General features: G+C 68.1%; 18 protein-coding genes. 10 read left to right on the forward strand and 8 right to left on the reverse strand.

The window, feature by feature from the left end; translation table 11 throughout:
- The first annotated feature begins 2 nt into the window (after positions 1 to 2).
- From ACZ6SF_RS04695 to ACZ6SF_RS04710, 4 genes are read left to right on the forward strand one after another with little or no spacing between them, the layout of a single operon-like run.
- Positions 3 to 1,094: an MCE family protein gene (locus tag ACZ6SF_RS04695; protein ID WP_466061338.1), complete on the forward strand. Its 1,092-nt coding sequence runs from the start codon at positions 3 to 5 to the stop codon at positions 1,092 to 1,094.
- Entirely contained in the window at positions 1,091 to 2,194 is a 1,104-nt protein-coding gene (locus ACZ6SF_RS04700) for an MCE family protein (protein ID WP_466060611.1), read from the forward strand. Before ACZ6SF_RS04695 ends, ACZ6SF_RS04700 begins: the two co-directional genes overlap by 4 nt.
- Positions 2,191 to 3,501 (forward strand): MlaD family protein, encoded by a 1,311-nt coding sequence (locus ACZ6SF_RS04705; protein ID WP_466060612.1) that lies wholly within the window; start codon positions 2,191 to 2,193, stop codon positions 3,499 to 3,501. Before ACZ6SF_RS04700 ends, ACZ6SF_RS04705 begins: the two co-directional genes overlap by 4 nt.
- 36 nt (positions 3,502 to 3,537) lie before the next feature.
- A complete protein-coding gene (locus ACZ6SF_RS04710; protein WP_466060613.1) occupies positions 3,538 to 4,146 on the forward strand; it encodes a hypothetical protein in 609 nt (202 codons plus the stop codon).
- Between the two features lie 79 nt (positions 4,147 to 4,225).
- Here the strand turns inward: ACZ6SF_RS04710 and ACZ6SF_RS04715 are convergent, their stop codons facing one another.
- Positions 4,226 to 5,047, reverse strand: a complete 822-nt coding sequence (locus ACZ6SF_RS04715) for a mycofactocin-coupled SDR family oxidoreductase (protein ID WP_466060614.1) — start codon at positions 5,045 to 5,047, stop codon at positions 4,226 to 4,228.
- Positions 5,048 to 5,362: 315 nt separating this feature from the next.
- On the opposite strand from ACZ6SF_RS04715, the gene ACZ6SF_RS04720 reads away from it, so the two are divergent.
- From ACZ6SF_RS04720 to ACZ6SF_RS04740, 5 genes are all read left to right on the forward strand, one after another.
- A complete protein-coding gene (locus ACZ6SF_RS04720) occupies positions 5,363 to 6,172 on the forward strand; it encodes an NAD(P)-dependent oxidoreductase (RefSeq protein WP_466060615.1) in 810 nt (269 codons plus the stop codon).
- Between the two features lie 19 nt (positions 6,173 to 6,191).
- Positions 6,192 to 7,670, forward strand: coding sequence for a coniferyl aldehyde dehydrogenase (locus ACZ6SF_RS04725; RefSeq protein ID WP_466060616.1), 1,479 nt, complete (start codon positions 6,192 to 6,194; stop codon positions 7,668 to 7,670).
- 70 nt (positions 7,671 to 7,740) lie between these two features.
- Positions 7,741 to 9,408 (forward strand): acyl-CoA synthetase, encoded by a 1,668-nt coding sequence (locus ACZ6SF_RS04730; RefSeq protein ID WP_466060617.1) that lies wholly within the window; start codon positions 7,741 to 7,743, stop codon positions 9,406 to 9,408.
- A 90-nt stretch (positions 9,409 to 9,498) separates the two neighbouring features.
- A complete protein-coding gene (locus tag ACZ6SF_RS04735; protein WP_466060618.1) occupies positions 9,499 to 10,023 on the forward strand; it encodes a P-loop nucleotide/nucleoside kinase family protein in 525 nt (174 codons plus the stop codon).
- A complete protein-coding gene (locus ACZ6SF_RS04740) occupies positions 10,020 to 10,553 on the forward strand; it encodes a GNAT family N-acetyltransferase (protein WP_466060619.1) in 534 nt (177 codons plus the stop codon). The genes ACZ6SF_RS04735 and ACZ6SF_RS04740 overlap by 4 nt, the downstream gene beginning before the upstream one ends.
- Positions 10,554 to 10,583: 30 nt before the next feature.
- On the opposite strand, the gene ACZ6SF_RS04745 is transcribed toward ACZ6SF_RS04740, so the two are convergent.
- Positions 10,584 to 11,774 carry an acyl-CoA dehydrogenase family protein gene (locus ACZ6SF_RS04745; protein WP_466060620.1) on the reverse strand — a complete coding sequence of 397 codons (1,191 nt, stop codon included), beginning with the start codon at positions 11,772 to 11,774 and terminating at the stop codon, positions 10,584 to 10,586.
- A gap of 161 nt (positions 11,775 to 11,935) precedes the next feature.
- Between ACZ6SF_RS04745 and ACZ6SF_RS04750 the strand changes: the two genes are divergently transcribed.
- Positions 11,936 to 12,442, forward strand: coding sequence for a DoxX family protein (locus ACZ6SF_RS04750; RefSeq protein WP_466061339.1), 507 nt, complete (start codon positions 11,936 to 11,938; stop codon positions 12,440 to 12,442).
- A 257-nt stretch (positions 12,443 to 12,699) separates the two neighbouring features.
- On the opposite strand, the gene ACZ6SF_RS04755 is transcribed toward ACZ6SF_RS04750, so the two are convergent.
- The 6 genes from ACZ6SF_RS04755 to ACZ6SF_RS04780 all read right to left on the reverse strand — a co-directional run bounded on the left by ACZ6SF_RS04755 (position 12,700) and on the right by ACZ6SF_RS04780 (position 19,572).
- Complete coding sequence (locus tag ACZ6SF_RS04755) at positions 12,700 to 13,164, reverse strand: PaaI family thioesterase (RefSeq protein ID WP_466060621.1); 465 nt, start codon at positions 13,162 to 13,164, stop codon at positions 12,700 to 12,702.
- 69 nt (positions 13,165 to 13,233) lie between these two features.
- Positions 13,234 to 14,829: a class I adenylate-forming enzyme family protein gene (locus ACZ6SF_RS04760; protein ID WP_466060622.1), complete on the reverse strand. Its 1,596-nt coding sequence runs from the start codon at positions 14,827 to 14,829 to the stop codon at positions 13,234 to 13,236.
- Positions 14,822 to 16,435: a class I adenylate-forming enzyme family protein gene (locus tag ACZ6SF_RS04765; protein ID WP_466060623.1), complete on the reverse strand. Its 1,614-nt coding sequence runs from the start codon at positions 16,433 to 16,435 to the stop codon at positions 14,822 to 14,824. Before ACZ6SF_RS04765 ends, ACZ6SF_RS04760 begins: the two co-directional genes overlap by 8 nt.
- Positions 16,425 to 17,942: a class I adenylate-forming enzyme family protein gene (locus tag ACZ6SF_RS04770; RefSeq protein ID WP_466060624.1), complete on the reverse strand. Its 1,518-nt coding sequence runs from the start codon at positions 17,940 to 17,942 to the stop codon at positions 16,425 to 16,427. The genes ACZ6SF_RS04765 and ACZ6SF_RS04770 overlap by 11 nt, the downstream gene beginning before the upstream one ends.
- The gene (locus tag ACZ6SF_RS04775; RefSeq protein ID WP_466061340.1) at positions 17,942 to 18,778 is read right to left on the reverse strand and encodes an enoyl-CoA hydratase/isomerase family protein; all 837 of its coding nucleotides are present in this window, start codon (positions 18,776 to 18,778) and stop codon (positions 17,942 to 17,944) included. The genes ACZ6SF_RS04770 and ACZ6SF_RS04775 overlap by 1 nt, the downstream gene beginning before the upstream one ends.
- Entirely contained in the window at positions 18,769 to 19,572 is an 804-nt protein-coding gene (locus tag ACZ6SF_RS04780; RefSeq protein ID WP_466060625.1) for an enoyl-CoA hydratase/isomerase family protein, read from the reverse strand. Before ACZ6SF_RS04780 ends, ACZ6SF_RS04775 begins: the two co-directional genes overlap by 10 nt.
- Positions 19,573 to 19,587: the final 15 nt, after the last annotated feature.

Raw genomic sequence — 19,587 nt, forward strand, 5'->3', positions numbered from 1 at the left:
GCATGCTCACACTGCTGCGAATTCTCGCGGTGACGGCGCTGGGGGCCGTGGCCGGATGCTCGGGCGGGCCCTGGCAACCCGGTGACATCACCGTGGTCGCGCAGTTCGACAGTGGGGCGGGCCTGTATGTGGGCAATGCGGTGGCGGTGCTCGGCATGCCGGTCGGCGAGGTCACCTCGATCACCGCGACCGGGACCCACGTCGATGTGACCATGCGGATCGATCACGCGGTGCAGATCCCCGCCGACGCGACCGCGGTCTCGTTGTCGACCTCGGTCCTCACCGATCGGCATATCGAATTCACCCCGGTGTATCGAGGAGGTGAGACTCTCGGCGACGGAGCACGGCTACCCCTGGACCGCACCCGCACCCCGGTCGGGATCGACCGGTTGATCTCCATGGGCGACAAGCTCTCCGGTGATCTCGAAGGTGAACGACCCGGCGAGGGGCCGATCGCCCGGTTGCTGGCCGTGGCCGCATCCACCACCAGTGGAAACGGCGGGGATCTGCGGGCCACGCTGGATGAACTGTCGAAAGCGCTGCGACTCGGTGACGATGCCGGAGCGCGGACCCGCGATATCGTCACACAATTGGTGGACGAGTTGTCGAAGCTCGTCGCCGCGGCCGCGGCCAATGATGCCCTGATCCGGGACTTCGGCGCGGCTTCGGGAGAGCTGGGAGCCACCCTCGCAGGGCTCGGAATCGGTGCTGGGACGACCGGCGCGCAGGTCAACCGGTTGATGCTGCAGGCAGAGGAACTGCTGACCACCAACCGCGAGGCCCTGCATGCCACCGCTGCGGACACGGCCGTGCTGACCACCGCCCTGGCCGACTACCGGACCCAGCTCGCCGAGTTCCTGGACGTGACCCCGCTATTGCTCGACAACGGCTACCGGGTGGTGGACCAGCCGAATCGGGGCGTGCGAATCCATGCCCTGCTGGACAAGGTCTTCTTCGACGGCCAGATGGTCAAAGAGGTGTGCAATATCCTGGGCCTGCGTCAATTGGGTTGTAGCACCGGAACACTCCAGGATTTCGGCCCCGATTTCGGGATCACCGACATGCTCGACGCGATGGCGAGGTTGCCCCGATGAGAATCAGGAATCACCTTGCCGGTCTGGGATGCGCGGTCGCGGTGTCGATATCGGCCACAGGTTGTTCGGTGGGGTTGGAGGACATCCCCATGATGCCCGGGGCAGGCGGGGATTCCGGATATTCGATCGAGGCGCACTTCGCCAACGCACTCAATCTTCCGGCGCAGGCCAAGGTCCGGCTGGCCGGGGCCGAAGTGGGCGAGGTGACCGCGATGACGGTCCGCGACTACACCGCGGTCGTGACCTTGCGCATCAGGCAGGACGTTCGGTTACCGGCCGGGACCCGGGCGGAGCTGCGGACAGCCACCCCGCTGGGTGACGTCTTCGTTTCGCTCGATCCGCCGCCCGAGTCCGGCCCGGAAACAGCAGGACTCCGCGACGGGGACAGCATTGCGGTGGAATCCACCGCGGCCGCTGCCACCGTGGAAGAGCTGCTCACCACCGCCTCGCTGCTGGTCAACGGTGGCGCGATCCGGAATCTCACGACCGTGGTCAACGGTGCCGGCCGTGCGGTCGGCGATCGCGGAGAGCAGGTCGACGGGTTGCTCGACCAGTCCACACAGCTCGTGACCGCGCTATCGGCCCGTTCGGACGATATCCGGACGGCCCTCGCCGAAACCGACCGGCTCGCCGCCACCCTCGCCGCGCAGAACGATGTCATCCAGAACTTCGTCACCGCGGCGGGCCCGGCCATGGACACGGTGGACAACAGTTCCCGGCAGGTACTCGACGTGGTACGCCAGATCGACCGGATCAGTATCCAACTCGCGAAGTTCCCGGTGCTGCAGGGCGGCGAGGCCGGCGGATTGATCGGGAATCTGAATCGCATAGCCGCGGAATTGAACAATGCCGCGACCAGCCCGGAGGGCAGCCTGGCCGCGCTGAACGCCCTGCTCGTCCCGGTCATCAAACTGACCAGCGGAACCTCCTCGCACGGCAACGTCGATCTGGAGGATTTCGCCATCGGCGCCCTGCCCGATCCGGCCCATCCGGCCGATCCGGGGGCCCATCCACCGAACAGCAACGATTGGCAGGCGCTGGTGGGGACATTGACCTACACGCTGTTCAAATTGCAAGACCGCGTCCTGGGGCCCCGATGAGAGCACGGGACAACCAGGGCAGGTCGGCGGTCGCGACCGTCGCCGATATGCCCGCGCGCCTGGCGATCGCGTCGGTTCGATACGGCCGCGCGCATCGGTCACTACTCACGACGGTGTCGCTCGCGGTGGTGTTCGCCCTCGGTGCCGGCTACCTCGTCTTCGGCGCGCTCGGAACGGATCCGACCGCACGCGCCATCACGGTCCGAGTCCACCTCGCGCAGTCCGGCGGTCTGCTCCCGGGCCAGGATGTGACACTCCGGGGTGTTCCCATCGGGGTGGTCCGGTCGGTGGACCTCGCCTCGGGAGGTGTCGTCGCCGTTGTCGAGGTGAACGCGGACCGGCCGGTACCCGACGACGGCGGGGTGACCGTCACCAGCCTCTCGACCGCCGGGGAGCAGTTTCTCGACTTCCGCCCCACACGCGATACCGGGCCGTTCCTGGCCGACGGCGCGGTGATAGCGGCCGACCGTACCTCCACCCCGGTGCCGCTGTGGCAGTTGCTGGGCAGCCTGGACAACACCCTCGCACAGGTCGATACGGCACAACTCGCGGCGGTGGTGAACGAACTCGGGGTCGGGCCGGAGGGGCCGCGGAAACTCCGCGACATCATCGACGGTGGTACGTATCTGATCTCGACCCTGGACGCCGTTCTGCCGCAGACCGTCGCGCTGCTGCGCGACAGCAAGATGTTGCTGACGACGCTGGCCGGCGGCGCGGGTGGGCTGCAGCGGTTCGCCCACGACACCTCCGCTCTACTGGGCGGCGTCGAAGCCAAGACCGCCGGTTATGTCGATCTGCTGAACCGGGCCCCGGGAACCCTCGCCGCCATGGACGCGGTCCTGTCGGACAACGGCCCGTTGCTTCCCGGACTGCTGGCGAACCTTTCGGTGGTGGCAGACCTGACCAATTCGCGGATACCGGCGTTCGAGGAGTTCTTCTTCCCGGCCCAGCGCCAGGGCTCGACCCTCGAGGCGATCAGCACCGTCATGCGAGACGGCGGCCTCTGGGGGCTGGTGAACCTGTACCCGCGGTACTCCTGCGATTACGACCTGCCGCGCCGCCCACCCTCACTGGGCGACTATCCGGAGCCGTATCTCTACACCTTCTGCGCGAACGACGATCCGGGAATCCTGGTGCGGGGCGCACGCAACGCACCGCGCCCACCCGGTGACGGCGCACCTGCCGGCCCGCCGCCCGGTGTGCCTGCCGATACGACAGCGAACCCGGCGCCGACCGGTCCGCTGTCACTTCCCATACCGCTACCGCTGGCCGATTCGGGCATACCCGCGCCGGCCCCACCCCGGTAGCCGGATGCCCACACGAGATCCCCAGGAGATGACCGCATGACCACCCGATCCGAGAACACCGCCACCTCGATTCCGGACGACGAAGCCGAGACCGTCGCCGGGGCCGCCGACGACCCGGCGACCCCCGCGCTCTCACGATGGACGGTGCTGCGGTTCGTCGTCTCGGCACTCGCGCGCAAGTTCGCGCTGCCGTTCGTCGCCGCGGTGCTGCTGATCGTCCTGATCGTGGCCGGGTGGCTGGGCTGGCAGCTGAAGAAAGAACGCGACACCGACGCCGCTGCCGCGGCCGCCCGGGACGCGGCCCAGGCGTTCGGCGTCACCTTGACGAGTATCGACTCCAGCAGTGTGGATCAGGATTTCACCGCCGTCCTGGACGGCGCGACCGGCGAATTCAAGGATATGTACACCCGGTCCAGCGGCCAGTTGCGGCAGCTGTTGCTCGACAACAAGGCCACCGGACAGGGCACGGTTCTCGATTCCGCGGTGAAATCCGCGAGTCCGACGAAGGTCGAGGTGTTGTTGTTCATCGACCAGACGGTGACCAACACCGCCGCACCGGACCCCCGAGTGGATCGTAGCCGGGTGAACATGACCATGGAGTTGATCGACGGACGCTGGCTCGCGTCACGGGTCTACCTGCCCTGATATCCATCCCGAACCCGACAACCCGGCCCCGCGGGGGTTCTGCCCACGGGGTCGGTCGTGTGTGGACAGGCCGTGCCGTTCAGTATTGCGTCGAGCCGAGGTCGACCGGGATCTGGGCCGCGGTGACGAAACGGGATTCGGCGCCGGCCAGCCATGCCACCGCGTCGGCCACATCGCCGGCCTCGGCGACCCAGTCGGGGAGCAGCGGCGTGGTCATATGGGCCAGTTGAGGATTGGTGTCCATGGCGGCGGTGAGGCCGGCGACCATATCGCCGCCACCCATCGGCGTCGCCACGGCGCCGGGGTGCACACTGTTGACCCGGATCCGGTGTTTCCCGAGCTCCGCGGCCAGTCCACGAGCCATCCCGGTAACGGCGTGTTTGCTCGCCGTGTAGTGGACCATGAACGGCTGCATCTTGATTCCGGCCGCGGAGCTGATCAGGATGATGGACCCGCCCCGGCCGCCGTCGATGATCTTCTGAGCCCCCGCGATCACGGTGTTCCAGGTGCCGGTGACATTGATGTCCAGGACGTCGCGGAACGAGTCCGGGGTGATCGCGTCCCAGGTCTCGGGGACGCAGATCCCGGCATTGGCCACGATCACATCGAGTCGACCGAAGGCCTCGACTCCGGCGTCCACCGCTTTGCGCAGCCCGTCGAGATCACGGGTGTCCACCGCGGAGGCGATGATTCGCCGGCCGGTCCCCTCCACCAGCCGGACCGTCTCGGCCAGATCGCCCGGAGTAGCCGAGTCGTAGGGCACTGCGGGCGGGAGTGGTCCGGCGATATCGACCGCGATGATGTCGGCGCCCTCTGCGGCCAGTCGCACGGCGTGCGCACGGCCCTGCCCCCGCGCCGCGCCGGTGATGAAGGCCACGGTGTTGTCCAGTCGGCTCGTCACAAATCTTCCTCAGCTGTCCGGTGCGAGATCGGCTCGCACTGATGGGCGCGAGGTATCGAGGACGACTCGGCCTCGCGGCAACGTTCGAAGTTTCTATAGTTGATGCTATCGTAAGCACAACGGTATGCCTTTGGAAATGTGATCGCGTGGTTGCCGAGCGGTAGGCGGGATCGCCTGATCGGAACTTCGGTGAATCGGTCGTATCGGCCGATCTCCCTGGTTTCGGAGTGTTACTGTTTGGATTACTGGATGCGACTCGACACTGGAGGTTCCCAGTGGTCCATCCAGGTGTCGGGCGCGCAGTGAGGAGCGTTGATGTCGCGGGTCGTCGGATTCGTCGGAGCCGGTCAGATGGGTGAGCCGATGGTCCATCGGCTGGTTGCCGCCGGTCACCGGGTGCAGGTGTACGCCCGGCGTGAGAAAGTGCGCGACCGGTTGCGAACCGGGGGAGCCGTCGTGGTGGATTCGATCGGTGCGGCCACGGCGTCGGCCGACACCGTGATCACCTGTATGTTCTCGGACGCGCAGCTCGTGGAGGTCCTGGGCGGGCCCGGCGGCGTTCTCGCCACCGCGGACGAGGACACTGTGGTCGTCTCGCATACGACCGGCACCGTCACCACGGTTACCGGCTTGGCCGCCGGCAGCTCCGGCGGACCGATACTGCTGGACGGACCGGTGAGCGGTTCGGCCGAGGATATCGCGGCGGGCGAGCTCACCGTTCTGCTCGGCGGCGAGGCCGATGCGGTCGCACGGGCGCGACCCGTGCTGGAAGCGTATGCGAGCACGGTGATCGCGACCGGCGCGCTCGGCACGGCTCTGAGCGTCAAACTCGTGAACAATGCCCTGTTCGCCGCGAACGCGCAGTTGGCCGCCGCGGCACTGGATCTGGGTGATCGCCTGGGCATCGGTGAGGAACAACTGTTGCACGCGTTGTCGGTGTCGAGCGGACGCAGTTACGCCGCCGCGTCCATCGGGCGCACCGGAGGCCGCCGGACGTTCGAACAGCTCGCGGCACCGTTCCTGCGTAAAGATGTGGCGGCCTGCCGGGCGGCGACGGCCGATCTCGGTATCGACATCGGCAGATTGGGCGCCGTCATCGACGGTGGCCCTTTCGAGCTCAGTTGACAGACCACGGAGAAGAATCATGGATATCGACCTCTCCGCCGTGCTGGAAACTCAGCGTCGAGCCTATCGGCGGGAGGGCCCGCCGAGCCTGGAAATCCGCCGAGACCGCATCGACCGCCTGCTCGCGATGGTGCTCGACCACACCGACGCCTACGTCGACGCCCTCACCCGGGATTTCGGTACCCGTTCGCGGACCGGGACGTTGTTCGCCGAGATCACCGGCATGCTGACCGCTATCGAGTACGCGCGTTCCCGGACCCGCACGTGGATGCGGCCGGTTCGCCCGAACCGGCTCGCCCGCCTGTACGGGATCCGTGCGGAAGTTCAGCCTTCGCCGCTGGGGGTGGTCGGTATCGTCGGGCCCTGGAATTTCCCGCTCAATCTCGTGATCCTGCCCGCCGCCACCGCCTTCGCGGCGGGGAACCGCGTCATGATCAAGATGTCGGAGATCACCGCGCATACTGCCGAGCTCACTCGTTCGCTGGCCGGCGACTATTTCGACGAATCCGAACTCGCGGTGATCACCGGTGGGCCCGAGGTGGGCGCCGCGTTCACCGAGTTGCCGTTCGACCACCTGTTCTTCACCGGATCGACCCGGGTGGGGCGGCTGGTTCAGAGTGCCGCGGCGAAGAACCTCGTCCCGGTCACCCTGGAACTGGGAGGGAAGAACCCGGTAGTGGTGGCGCGCGACGCCGATATCGCGCGGGCGGCGGACCGGATCGCGCGGGCCCGGATGGTCAACGGCGGCCAAGTGTGCGTCTGCCCCGACTACGTCCTGGTTCCGCACGATCGGATCGATACCTTCACCGACGAACTGGGCGCTGCCTGGCGCCGGATGTTTCCCGAAATCCTCGGCAATCCCGATTACACCGCCGTGGTGAATCCCGCGAACTTCGAGCGGATCATCGGTTTGATCGACGACGCGCGTACGCGTGGGGCCCGGGTGTGCGAGATCGGTCCCGCGGGCGAATCGCTGCCCGATCCGGCTACTCGCAAGATCGCGCCGACCATCGTCCGGGACGTCACCGACGAGATGGCGATCGCCACCGAGGAGGTTTTCGGGCCGGTCCTGTCGATACTGCCGTACCGGGAACTCCACGAGGCCGTCGACTACATCAACCGGCATCCCGCTCCACTGGTCGCCTACTGGTACGGCCCGGACCGCGCCGACTTCCGCGCCTTCCTGGCCCGGACCCGGAGCGGCGGCGTGGCCCGCAACGAATTCGCGATCCATATGTTTCCCGACGACGCGCCGTTCGGCGGGGTCGGCGACAGCGGAATGGGCGCGTATCACGGAAAAGCCGGCTTCGATACGTTCAGCCACCACCGCACCGTGGTGGGAACCGACCTCCCGGTGCCGATCACCAGTCTGGCCGCACCGCCCTTTCACCGGTTGACGGGCCGGGTCGTCGATCTCGCGTTGCAGCTCGTGCGCCGACGCACCCATCGGAGATTGGGACGTCGGGTGGGCGCCGGGCGGTGCGCACCGAACCCGTAACCGCTGTCCCCGACCGGCCCTCGGAATTGCCCGGATCCGATCCGGCCGCGCACCAGACGAAGGAGTCACGTTGTCTCAGCCCCAGCCCGGAACCGAACCGGCGTTCACGCTCGTCTCCGCCACCGATGCCGCCGCCGCTGTGGTCCCGGACCGGGAGTTGATCATCCAGGGCGAGCGGCGCCGGACCTACGCGCAGATCGCCGAGCGATCGCGGCGGCTGGCCACCTATCTGCACGCCCAGGGCCTGGGCTGTCACACCGAACGACAGGCGCTGGCCGGTCACGAGGTCGGCCAGGATCTGCTCGGAATCTACGCCCACAACGGACCCGAATACCTCGAGAGCATGCTCGGCGCGTTTCGTTCGCGGGTGGCGCCCTTCAACGTCAACTACCGGTACGTCAAGAGCGAACTGCAGTATCTACTGGCGGATTCGGGGGCTACAGCGCTGGTCTACCACGCGGCGTTCGCGCCCACTCTCGCCGAGGTGCTGCCGGAACTCCCCGGATTGCGGGTGCTGATCCAGATCGCCGATTCCTCCGGCAACGCACTACTCCCGGGCGCCGTCGACTACGAAACCGTGCTCGCGGCGAACGAACCGGATCCACTGCCGGTGCGGCCCTCTCCCGATGACCTCTATGTGCTGTATACCGGCGGCACCACCGGCATGCCGAAAGGTGTGCTCTGGCGTCAGCACGATATCTATATGGGCGCGTGCGGGGGTCGCGACGCGAACAGCGGCGCGACGGTCGGCTCGCTCGACGAGATCGCGGAGCGGGTAGCGGCCAACCCGGGCATCAAACTGATGCTGATCCCGCCGCTGATCCACGGTGCCGCCCAGTGGGCGTTGATGACCGCGATGACCACCGGGCAGACAATCGTGCTGTCGCCCGTCACCGACCATATCGACGCCGGAGCCATCACCCACGCCATCGAACGGGAGAAGGTCTCCGTGGCCATCGTGGTCGGCGATGCTATGGCCCGCCCGTTGCTGGCCGCGGTGGAATCCGGCGTCGCGGACACCTCGTCGCTGGTGGCGCTGGCCAACGGCGGTGCGGTGCTCAGCCCGGCGATGAAAGAACGGTGGATAGCGACCGTACCGGGTCTGGCCGTACTCGACGGTGTCGGTTCCTCCGAGACCGGTATGCAGATGCATCATGTCTCGGCGGCGGGTTTCGTCTCCACCGGGAAATTCGCGGCGGGCGCCGATACCCGGGTGGTGTCCGAAGATTTCGGATCGGTGCTGGAGGCCGGTCACGACGGCATCGGCTGGCTCGCGCAGCGCCGGTTCACCCCGCTGGGCTACAAGGGCGACCCCGCCAAAACCGCGGCGACCTTCCCGGTGATCGACGGTGTGCGGTATGTACTGCCGGGCGACCGCGCCCGGCACCTGGCCGACGGAGCCGTGGAACTACTCGGCCGCGACGCGGTCACCATCAACTCCGGCGGCGAGAAGATCTTCGCCGAAGAGGTGGAGGTCGCGATTTCCTCGCATCCGGCCGTCGCGGACGTGCTGGTGGTGGGCCGGCCCAGTGAACGCTGGGGCCAGGAGGTGGTGGCTGTGGTCGAGCTGGTGGCGGGCGCGTCGGCCGGTTTCGACGAACTGGTCGCGCATGCCGCCGAATCCATCGCCCGGTACAAACTTCCGAAAGCGGTGGTGTTCCGCCCCGAGATCGTGCGCAGTCCGGCCGGCAAGGCGGATTACCGCTGGGCGCGGGAGCAGGTCGTCGGCGAGTCCTGAGGGTTTCCGTGGATGTGATGTCGGCCCTCCGGCTGCCGATACTCGCGCAATCCCGGGAGCAACATCGGGATCGTTCGTCATGATGATCATGTGAAGAAACTTCTGGTGCTGGTCAACGGGCTGCCGGGCTCGGGAAAGACGACGCTCGGCCGGCCGCTGGCGGCGGAGTTGGGGGCGGTGTTCCTGTCGAAGGACGCGGTCAAGGAGGTGCTGGCGGCATGCGTCGACGACCGGACCGACGCCGGCGCGCTGGGCGGGATCGCAATGGACGCGGTGTGGTCGCTGGCCCGCGCGACCCCCGGCCCCGTGGTTGTCGATTCGTGGTGGTTCAAGCCGCGTGACGGCCGGTTCGCCAGGGCCGGAATCGTCCGGGCGAACGCCGGTCGGGTGGTGGAGGTCTGGTGCGATGTTCCCGCCGAACTCGCGCGGACCCGCTATGCGGGTCGGCGGCGGGCGGCGATCCACCAGGACGACCGGCACCTCGAACACGACTGGGAAACCTGGGCGGAACAGGCCGCCCCGCTGGGACTCTCGCCGGTCGTGACGGCCGATACGACTGGCGCGGTGGACCTACCCGGACTCGCCGCGCGGATCGAGCGAGGATCGCCGTGGTGACCCCGGCGCTGCGAACCGAACGGCTGCTCCTGGAACCGTACCGGCCCGAGGACGAGGACGATTTCGTCGCGCTGTTCCAGGACACCCGGGTGTCACGGTGGATGGGTGACGGACCTGCTACCGAAGCCGCGGACCGGGCACTGTTCGGGCGGCTCTTCTCCGACGTCTACGCCCGCGAAATGTTCGACGTCTGGGCGGTCCGCCGGCACGGACTCGTGATCGGGCACGCGGAGATCAAACCGAGCGAGCTCGCCGGCGGCCACGAGATCATCTACGCGCTGACGCCGGCGGTCTGGGGAGCGGGCCTCGGAACCGAACTCGCGGGGGTGCTGGTCTCCTACGGTTTCGACGCACTCGGGCTGACCGAGGTATATGCCACGGTGGCCGCACCGAACGAAGCCTCACTGCGGGTGCTGGACAGAATCGGCTTCCGGCCGGTACGGGATATCGCCGAGGAAGACGGCAGCACCACGCGGGTGCTGGTCCGCCGTTCGGTTCCCCCTGGGACAGGATCGCCGGCGGTCCGATGATCACGTCGACAGAGCCCGCCGCCGAGGGGCTCAGTGTCCCGGGCCGCCCGCTTTCCGCGCGCGCTTCACGAGGCCCCCGCCGATGATCAGCCGCTGGATCTCGCTGGTTCCCTCATAGAGCCGGAGCAGCCGTACGTCCCGGTAGATGCGCTCCACCGGCACATCGCGCATATAGCCGGTGCCACCGTGCACCTGGACCGCGAGATCGGCCACCCGACCCGCCATTTCGGTGCAGTACAGCTTCGCCGCCGACGGTGCGAGACGCCGGTCCTCGCCCGACACCCACTGCCGGGCCGTGTCCCGGACCAGGGCCCGCCCCGCCATGACTCCGGTCTGCATATCGGCGAGCATGGCCTGGACGAGCTGGAATTCCCCGATCGGTGTCCCGCCCTGGGTGGCGGTCGCGGCGTAGCCTACGGATTCGTCGAGTGCGCGCTGGGCGGTACCGACGGCGAGCGCGGCGATATGGACCCGCCCCCGGGCCAGTGAGGTCATCGCCGCGCGGTAGCCGATGTCCTCGCTGCCGCCGACCAGTGCCTGGGCCTCGACTCGCACGTCCTGGAACCGGACTTCGGCGGTCCAGGCGCCTTCCTGTCCCATCTTGCGGTCCTTGGGTCCGACCTCGACGCCCGCCGTGGTGGCGGGGACGAGGAAGACAGCGATACCCGCACCCTGGTCGTCGGCCGGGCGGGTACGCGCGAAGACCACGAACAGATCCGCCACGGGGGCGTTGGTGATGAACCGTTTCTCGCCGTCGATGACCCAGCCGTCGCCGTCACGGCGGGCGGTGGTCTTCAGCGACGCCGGGTTGGATCCGGCACCGGACTCGGTGAGCGCGAACGACGCGACCACCGCGCCGGAGGCGATGGGTTCGAGCCAGCGGGCCTTCTGCTCCTCGGTGCCGAATCCGACCAGCACCTGCCCGGCGATCCCGTTGTTGGTGCCGAACATCGAGCGCAGCGCGAGCGTGGTGTAGCCGAACTCCATCGCCAACTCGACATCCTGTGCGAGATTCAGGCCGAGCCCGCCCCATTCCTGCGGGATCGCGTAACCGAACAGTCCCATGGCCTTGGCCTGTTCGACGATCTCGTCGGGCATCCGGTTCTCGTCGGCGATCTCACGCTCCCGTTTCACGACGACCGTGCGGACGAAGCTCCGGGTCTGGGCGAGGATCTCCCGGAAATCCTCGTCGCCGACCGGTTCGGCTGCGGGGGACGTCATGAGGGCCTCCTGAATGGCGTGCCGTCGCGGCGGCAGGTCGTCGTTACGGGTGGATCTGCTGACCATCTCCACCTCTGATCACTACTGTAACTAATACGGTATATGGTACGGGAGATTGGATCGGGCCCATCTCCGATCGTTCGGCTTCTCGTGAGGGTGTGATGGACGCATACGATATCGGCCTGTTGATCCTGCGACTATGTCTCGGACTGACAATGGCCGCCCACGGCTACAACAAGATCTCGGCGCCGAGCGGTATCGCCGGCACCGCCTCATGGTTCGACAGCATCGGGATGAAACCGGGCACAGTACACGCGCGAGTTGCCGCGGGAGCCGAAATCGGATGCGGACTGGCGCTGGCCGCCGGTCTGTTCACCCCGGTCGCGGCGGCCGGATTCGTCGCTCTCATGCTGGTGGCCGGTTGGACTGTACATCGAGGTAATGGATTCTTCATTGTCGGCAACGGCTGGGAGTACAACCTGGTCCTCGCTGTCGCGGCGATCGCGGTGGCAGGTGTCGGGACCGGGCGGTTCGGTCTCGACCGGTTGGTCTTCGGTACCGGTGGCTTCGCCGGATGGCCGGGTCTGCTGATCGCGGCAGGAGTGGGGGCGGCGGCGGGTGCCGGCCAGTTGCTGCTGTTCTACCGGCCGCCCGCCGCCGAATCGTGATCGGAGCCGGTCGTGACAGCGTCTGCCCCTGATCGAGGGCCGCCTTCGCTGCCCACCTGACCCGTCGCCTGGCGGAATACGGTGATCGGTCGTGTATCGAATTCGAGCGGCGCTGGTTTTCCGGTGACGAGATAGCCGACTGCATCGCGTCGGTCGACGGTGCGCTGAGTTCGGCCGGGATCGGGCCCGACCGTCGGATGGGGCGAGTACGCGATCACGTTCGCCATCGACGCCGTAGTCGCGCGCCGGCCAGGAATTCAGGGCGTCGGGGGCGCTGTCGGCCTCGTAGCAGGACCGAGGCCGCCCGGCTCCTGACCCACGCTGGTTTCGCGGGTGGAGAATCCGACGATCGCGAAACTCACCGTCGCCAGTGCCGCGACCCGGTCGTCGGGAAGGCTGCGCACCTCGACCTGGACGACGATCGATCGCTTTCCGGAGTGCACGACCGTGGAAACCGCCCGGGCCGAACCGCCTGTGACGGCCCGGAAGTAGCGGATGCTCAGATCCGAGGTGACTACTCCGCCTGCGGAGAGCGTGTCCAGCGCGACGGTGCCCGCGGCGATATCCACCAGCGTGGCGATCAGACCGCCCTGTAGTCCGCCCGATGTGTTGACCACATGGGGTGCGACCGGAAGTTCCCAGGTCATAACACCGGAGTCGTCCGAGAGTTTTCGGAAACCGATGTGGTCGAGTAGATCCGCGATGGCCGGTGTGGTGGTCATGGGAGTGCGCCTGTCGTATTCGTGGGAGGGTGATGTGCGGCCGGACCGGTCGTGGACGGGCCGGTGGGCTCAGCGTGACCGGGACCGGACGAGTTCGCCGCGGTCCGACAGCAGTTCCCGCAGGGCCGCGATATCGATCTTCCCGGTGGACCCGCGCGGGATTTCGGTATCGGAGCGCAGCAGCATCCAGACGGTCGGGACCTTGAACGAGCTGAGGACCTGCTTGCTCGCGGAATACAACCGGTGCAGCGGTGGGTCGCCCGTCACGAGCACCGCGGCCGCGACCTGCCTGCCTTCTCCGCGATCGATATCGGTGACGTGGGCGCCGAGTACGCCGTCCACAGACCGCAAGGCTTTCTCGACCTCGCTGGGGTAGACGGTCGCGCCGTTGACCTTGAACATATCGTCGCGGCGGCCCTGATAGAACAGGAATCCGTCGTCGTCGAAGTGGCCGAGGTCGCCGGTGGGGTAGTAGCCGTCGGCGGTGAACAGGTCTTCGCGGGACCGTCGGTGGATGCCGCGGAGCATATGCGGGCCGCGGAGCTGGATCTCGCCGACCGTGCCGGTGGGGACCGGGATGCCCGTCTCGGAGTCTGCGATGCGTAACTGGATGCCGTCGAAGGGCCGGCCGCAGCTGCCGTGCGCGGTGGCGGGCATATCGGTGTCGGCGGGGTAGCCGCTGTAGGGGCCGAACGATTCGGTCATTCCGAAGAGGTTGGCGCGGGCACCGGGGCGGGCCCGCCGGGTGGGCGGCAGCAGGGCGTCGAGGCTGCCCGGCGCGAGTGCGGGTAGCTCGGTGCCGGTGCGCTCGGCTTCGCGGGCGAGGGTTTCGGCCTGGTCGGGCCAGCCCCGGAAAAGGGTGACCTTTTCGCGTCGAAGGAGGTCGAGCGTGGTGTCGGGCCGGGGCGACTCCTCGGTGACCAGGGTCGCTCCGGCGGCGAGCGCGGACAGGATCCCACCGCCGAATCCGCCCACCCAGAAGAACGGCATGGGCAGGTAGAGGCGGGTTTCGGTATCGATGCATCGGGCCGTGAGCCCCGAACGGACGGCGGCGAGCGCGTTGCCGTGGGAATGCACGACCCCTTTGGGCAGCCCGCGACTCCCGGAGGTGAACATGACGACCATGGGGTCGGCCCCGGTGACGGTGCCGGTCAGCGCCTCGACGACGGCAGCGGCCGCCGGTGCCGGCCTCGCCGCGGTAATCTCCTCGGGGGAGTACACGTTCCGGAGCGCGGGCAGTGCGGTGTGGTGGATCGGGGCGGTGTCGAGCGCTGCGCCGAGGACAGTCCGTAGCGCGTCGCGGTAGCGGTGTCCCCGGAACTCGTCGACGGTGAGAAGTACTTCGACGGATGCGGACCGCAACTGGGCGATCAGCTCCGGGGGTTTCAGCAGGGTACTCAAGGGCACCAGGACCGCGCCGATCCGGGTCACGGCGAGCGCGATCTCGACCCATCCGGCACTGTTGGGGGCGATCAACCCCACCCGCGTGCCCTTGGCGACTCCTCGATCGACCAGCTCGGCGGCGACGCGCCGGGTGCCGGTTTCCAGTTCCCGGTAGGTGACCCGATTTCGGGGATCGATCACCGCGAGCCGATGCGGATCGTCCTCCGCGCGTTGGCGGATCAAGGCGTCCACGGTCGTTCCGGCGGCCGGATGTTCAGACATCGAAAACCTCTCGGAGCCGGCGGATATCCAGTTTTCCGCTGGACAGCAGGGGAACGTCGTCGGGTCGCAGGGTGGCGAACCGCCTCGGTATCTTGTAGGCCGACAGCTCACCCGCGAGCCGTGTGCGGAGTTCGGTTTCATCCCATTCCGCGTCGTCGCCGGTGCGCACCATCACCGCGGCGACGACCTGCCCGCGTTCCGGGTCGTCGAGGCCGATCACGTAGGAGGTGGCGCCGGTGACCTCGGCGATCGCCTTCTCCACCTCTGCGGGAGAGACGTTCGCGCCACCCGTCTTGATCATCGCGCCCCGCCTGCCCAGGAAGTAGACGAAACCCTCGGGGTCGACCCGGACCAGGTCACCGGTGTGGAACCAGCCGTCGGCGTCGAAGCATTCCTCCCGGCTGCGTTTGTAGTAGCCCTGCATCACATACGGCCCGCGGATACACAACTCACCGATCTCGCCGGGCACCACGTCCGCGCCCGTATCGGGATCGACGACGCGGGTATCGAAACCGGGCGCCGGTCTGCCGAAGGATCCGCGGCGGTGTTCCGGCTGATCGGATTCGTCGTCGCCGAGCAGTACGACACTGCCCGCCTCGGTCATTCCGAGCATGTTGTGGCGTAGTCCGGGGTCGGCCGGCCGGGTTCCGGGAGGCATGATCGGGTAGAGGTTGCCGCGCCGGATCGAGGAGAGATCACGGTCCGGGAAGCTCGGATGACGGGCCAGATGGGCGACTCCGGCGGCGAAACCATTGGTGACCGTGGGCTTCTCGCGCTCCAGCAGGTCGAGGGTGGCCGCGGCGTCGGCGGCATTGGAGCAGAGCAGCGTCGCCCCGGACAGCAGGCCGGCGAGTAGTGCGTAACCGAAACCGCCGATCCAGAAGAACGGTGAGTTGCAGAACAGCCTGTCCTCCGGGGTGAGCCGCCGGATGTCGTTGAGGTTGCGCTGATGTCCGAGGAGACCGCCGTGGGTGTGGACGACTCCTTTCGGGCTGCCGGTGGAACCGGAGGTGTAGACGATGGCGAGCGGGTCGCAGGGTTCGACATCGTCTTCCACGGCGGCGAGGAGTTCTTCGCCGACACTGTCGGCGAGCAGTTCGAGCTCACCCGCTTCGTTTCCGCGTGGTTCGCCGTCGTACTGGAAGGCGATATGACGCAGGTTCGGTATCGCGGGTGCCAGTAGTCGGGCCGAGACCCGCGCGGTCGCGGTGCCGAGTGCGGTACCGGGCAGTATCGCGGACAGCCGGGAGACGTAATCGTGTCCACGAAACCCGTTCGTGGCCAGCAGAATCCGGGTGTCGCTGTGGAGCAGCTGTCGCTCGATCTCGGGGCCGGTGGCGAAGGTGGAGTACGGCACCACCACCGCCCCGATCCGGGCTGCCGCGAAGGCCCCGACCACGAAATCCGCGCCATTGGGATACAGCAACCCGATATGCGTGCCCTTGCCCGCTCCCAGCGCGATCAGGGCCCGGGCCAGCCGCGCCGACCGGGACTGTGCCTCGGCATAGGTGAGGCGTTCGTCGTCGCAGATCAGCAGCGGATGATCGCCGCGCTCGTGCCCCTGCCGGCGCAGGACACGGGAGAGGGTGTCGGGGTCAGCGGACATGATCGCCGTCCACCGATTCGGCGGCGGACTCGAAATACTCCCGGACCGCACGCAGATCCGCCTTTCCCGAGGGCGTGCGGGGAATATCGCCGACCACGGCGATCCGCGTCGGCACCTCGTACCGTGCCAGCCGGGTGCCCAGGTACTCGGTGAGTTCGCCGGGGGTGGCGCCGGCGCCCGGACGCAGTTCGACCAGGGCCACCGGTGTTTCACCCAGCCGGGGATCCGGCCGGCCCACCACCGCCGCGCCGCGTACCGCGGGGTGACTCTCCAGCGCACCGCGCACATCGTCGGGGATGATCTTGAATCCGCCACGGATGATCGCCTGATCCGCGCGGCCCAGTATCCACAGGAAACCGTCGGCATCGATCCGCGCGATATCGGTGGTCCGGATCCACCCCGTATCCGGACCCATCTGACCCGGCACCACCTCGAGCAGTCCGGTCCGGCCGGGTTCCACGGCGTGACCGGCGTCGTCCACCACCCGCAGCCGGGCTCCTCCGGTGGCCCGGCCGACACTGCCCCGCTTGGTCTTCCCATGCCGTTCGTGGTCGGCCAGTGACCAGCCCGCGACACCACCGCCGAATTCGGTGGCGGCATACGAGGTCAGGACAGGAATGCCGAATTTCTCGTAGAACGCGTCCGCATCGTCGGCGGACAGCGGCGCCGTCCCGGAGGTGACCACCCGGATTCCGGCGAGATCCTCCCGGCGCAGATCCGAATGCAACACCATGCGCAGGGCCGCGGGCACCAGCGACACCGCACCCGGCCGGTGCGCGCGGACCGCCCGGATCCACAGCTTCAGCTCGAACCGGGACAGGAGCACGAACGGCCGTGCCTCGGTGAGACATTGCAGCACCCGGAACACGCCACCGATATGGACGAGCGGGGCGTTCACGATGGCGACCCCCTTGCGTGGCTGCGCCGGTGCGGCGGTCGCCGCCGGGTCGGGGCCCATCACGCTGCGGGCGAGCATGTCGTAGGTGATATCCACCCGCTTCGGCGGACCCGTGGTGCCGCTGGTGAGCATATGGACCGCGACCACGGGCCCGGAGGCCGGCACGGGACCGGCGCTCGCTCCGGCGCGAACCTCCGGTACCGCGTCCGGTCCCGGGATCGAGACGACGGTCGCGTCCGGCGTGGGCGTCACCAGCAGATCCAGATCATCGGGCGCCCCTATCAGCACCGGCAGCCGGAGGTCCGCGATATCGTCGCGGATCCGGTCGTCACCGCGGGACGGATTGATCACCACCAGGGTGTGCCCGTCCACCAGCACCGCCAGCAACGCGGCCACGTGCTCGGGCCGGTTGCGCAGCAGGATTCCGACCCGGTGCGGGCCGTCTCCGCCGGCCCGGATGCCTTTCCGGAGGCGTTCCACCAGCCCGCCGAGCCGTCCCCGGGAGTACCAGTGTTCGTCGTACTCGACGGCGGGCGAATCCGGGGCCAGCGCCAGCACATCGGCGATCCGGCGGCTCAGTGGGTGAAGGTCTGTTCCGGTATCGGTCATCAGCGGATCCTCGGTTCCTGCGGAGTGCGCGCGGGGCCGGCGGCCAGTTCGGCCTTCCCGATCGGGTTGCCGAGCCGGGTATAGATGAGGCCCTGGTCGAGCGCGGTGCGGTAGGGCTTGTCGAGCGACTCCCAGATCGCTTTGACCGTTCCCTGGGTCGCCGCCGGGGGTTTGGCCGCGATGGTGGCGGCGAGTTCGTGGGCGCGGGCCCACAGCCGCTCCCGAGCGACGATCTCGGAGACGATCCCGATCCGCAGCGCGCTCTGGGCGCCGACCCGCTCGTCGTTGCCCATCAAAGCCATCCGCAGGGTTTCCCCGAGGCCGACACGGCGCATGAGCCCCACCGGTTCCAGCGCCGAGACCAGGCCGGCGGAGACATGGGAGTCGAAGAAGGTCGCGTCCTCGGAGCAGAGCACCACATCGGATTCGTTGACGAAATAGAACGCCCCGGCGGTGCACATCCCGTGCACGGCGCAGACGACCGGTTTCCACATCTTCTGCCATTTCGGGCTGAGCGCCTCGCCGGGGTCGTCGTGATGCCAGACGCTCGCGGGCTGCCCGTAGGGGACCTTGATATCGAGGCCGGCGCTGAACGCGCGGTCGCCGGCCGCGCGCAGGACGACGGCATGGACGCGATCGTCGAGTTTGACCAGCTGCCAGGCCCGCGCGATCTCCTCGCACATGGTCCGGTCGAAGGCGTTGAGCCGCTGCGGCCGGTTCAAGGTGAGCGTCGCGACATGGTCGGCGGGGTCGACGGTCAGCAGTATCGTCTCGAATTCGCCGGTATCGGCGCGCAGCGAGGACGCGCCGTCGGCCGCCCCGGCGCTCATCGGCATTGCCATTCGGGCTTGCGCTTCTCGATGAAGGCCTTCGGCCCCTCGAGCGCGTCCTCGGTGCGGGTGACCCGTTCCCGGAACGATTCGGCGAGCATCTCCGCCTCGTGTAGCGGGATATTCGCGCCTTTGACGATGGCCAGGCGGGTACCCCGGACCGCGAGGGGCGCGTTCGAGTTGACGATATCGGCGATCTCGCGAGCGCGTTCGAGCAGCCCGTCGTGCTCGACGATCTCGGTGATCATGCCCAGTTCGTAGGCACGCCGGGCGGTCATCCGCTCGTGCTTGCCCATCAGGGCCACCCGCAGCGCCACCGTGCGCGGCAACACCCGGGCCAGCCGCACGACCTCCCGGCCGGCGACCAGCCCGATGCTGACGTGGGGGTCGAAGAAGGTCGCCCGGTCCGAGGCGATGACGATATCGCCGGTGGTCACCCAGTCGAGGCCCGCCCCGCAGCACAGCCCGTTGACCGCGGTGATCACCGGCTTGGTCATGGAGCGGAACGGCGGTGTGCCCTCCTGGGGCGCTTCCCACTGTTCGTAGGTGGACAGGTACGGCCGCTCGTTGATCACTTTGCCGTCGCCGGGGATGGCCTTCACATCGGCGCCGGTGCAGAACGCGCGCCCGGCGCCGGTGACGATCAGCGTCCACACCTGCTCGTCGTTCTCGGCCTCGTCGTAGGCCGTGCGCAGTTCGGTGATCATATGCGGGCTGAGCGCGTTGAGGGCGTCGGGGCGGTTCAGCGTGATGGTGGCCGTATGTCCGTCGACGTCGTAGCCGATGGTGTCGAACGGCATGGTTCCCTCCTGGGG

The organism is Nocardia sp. NPDC049935 (assembly GCF_055586645.1).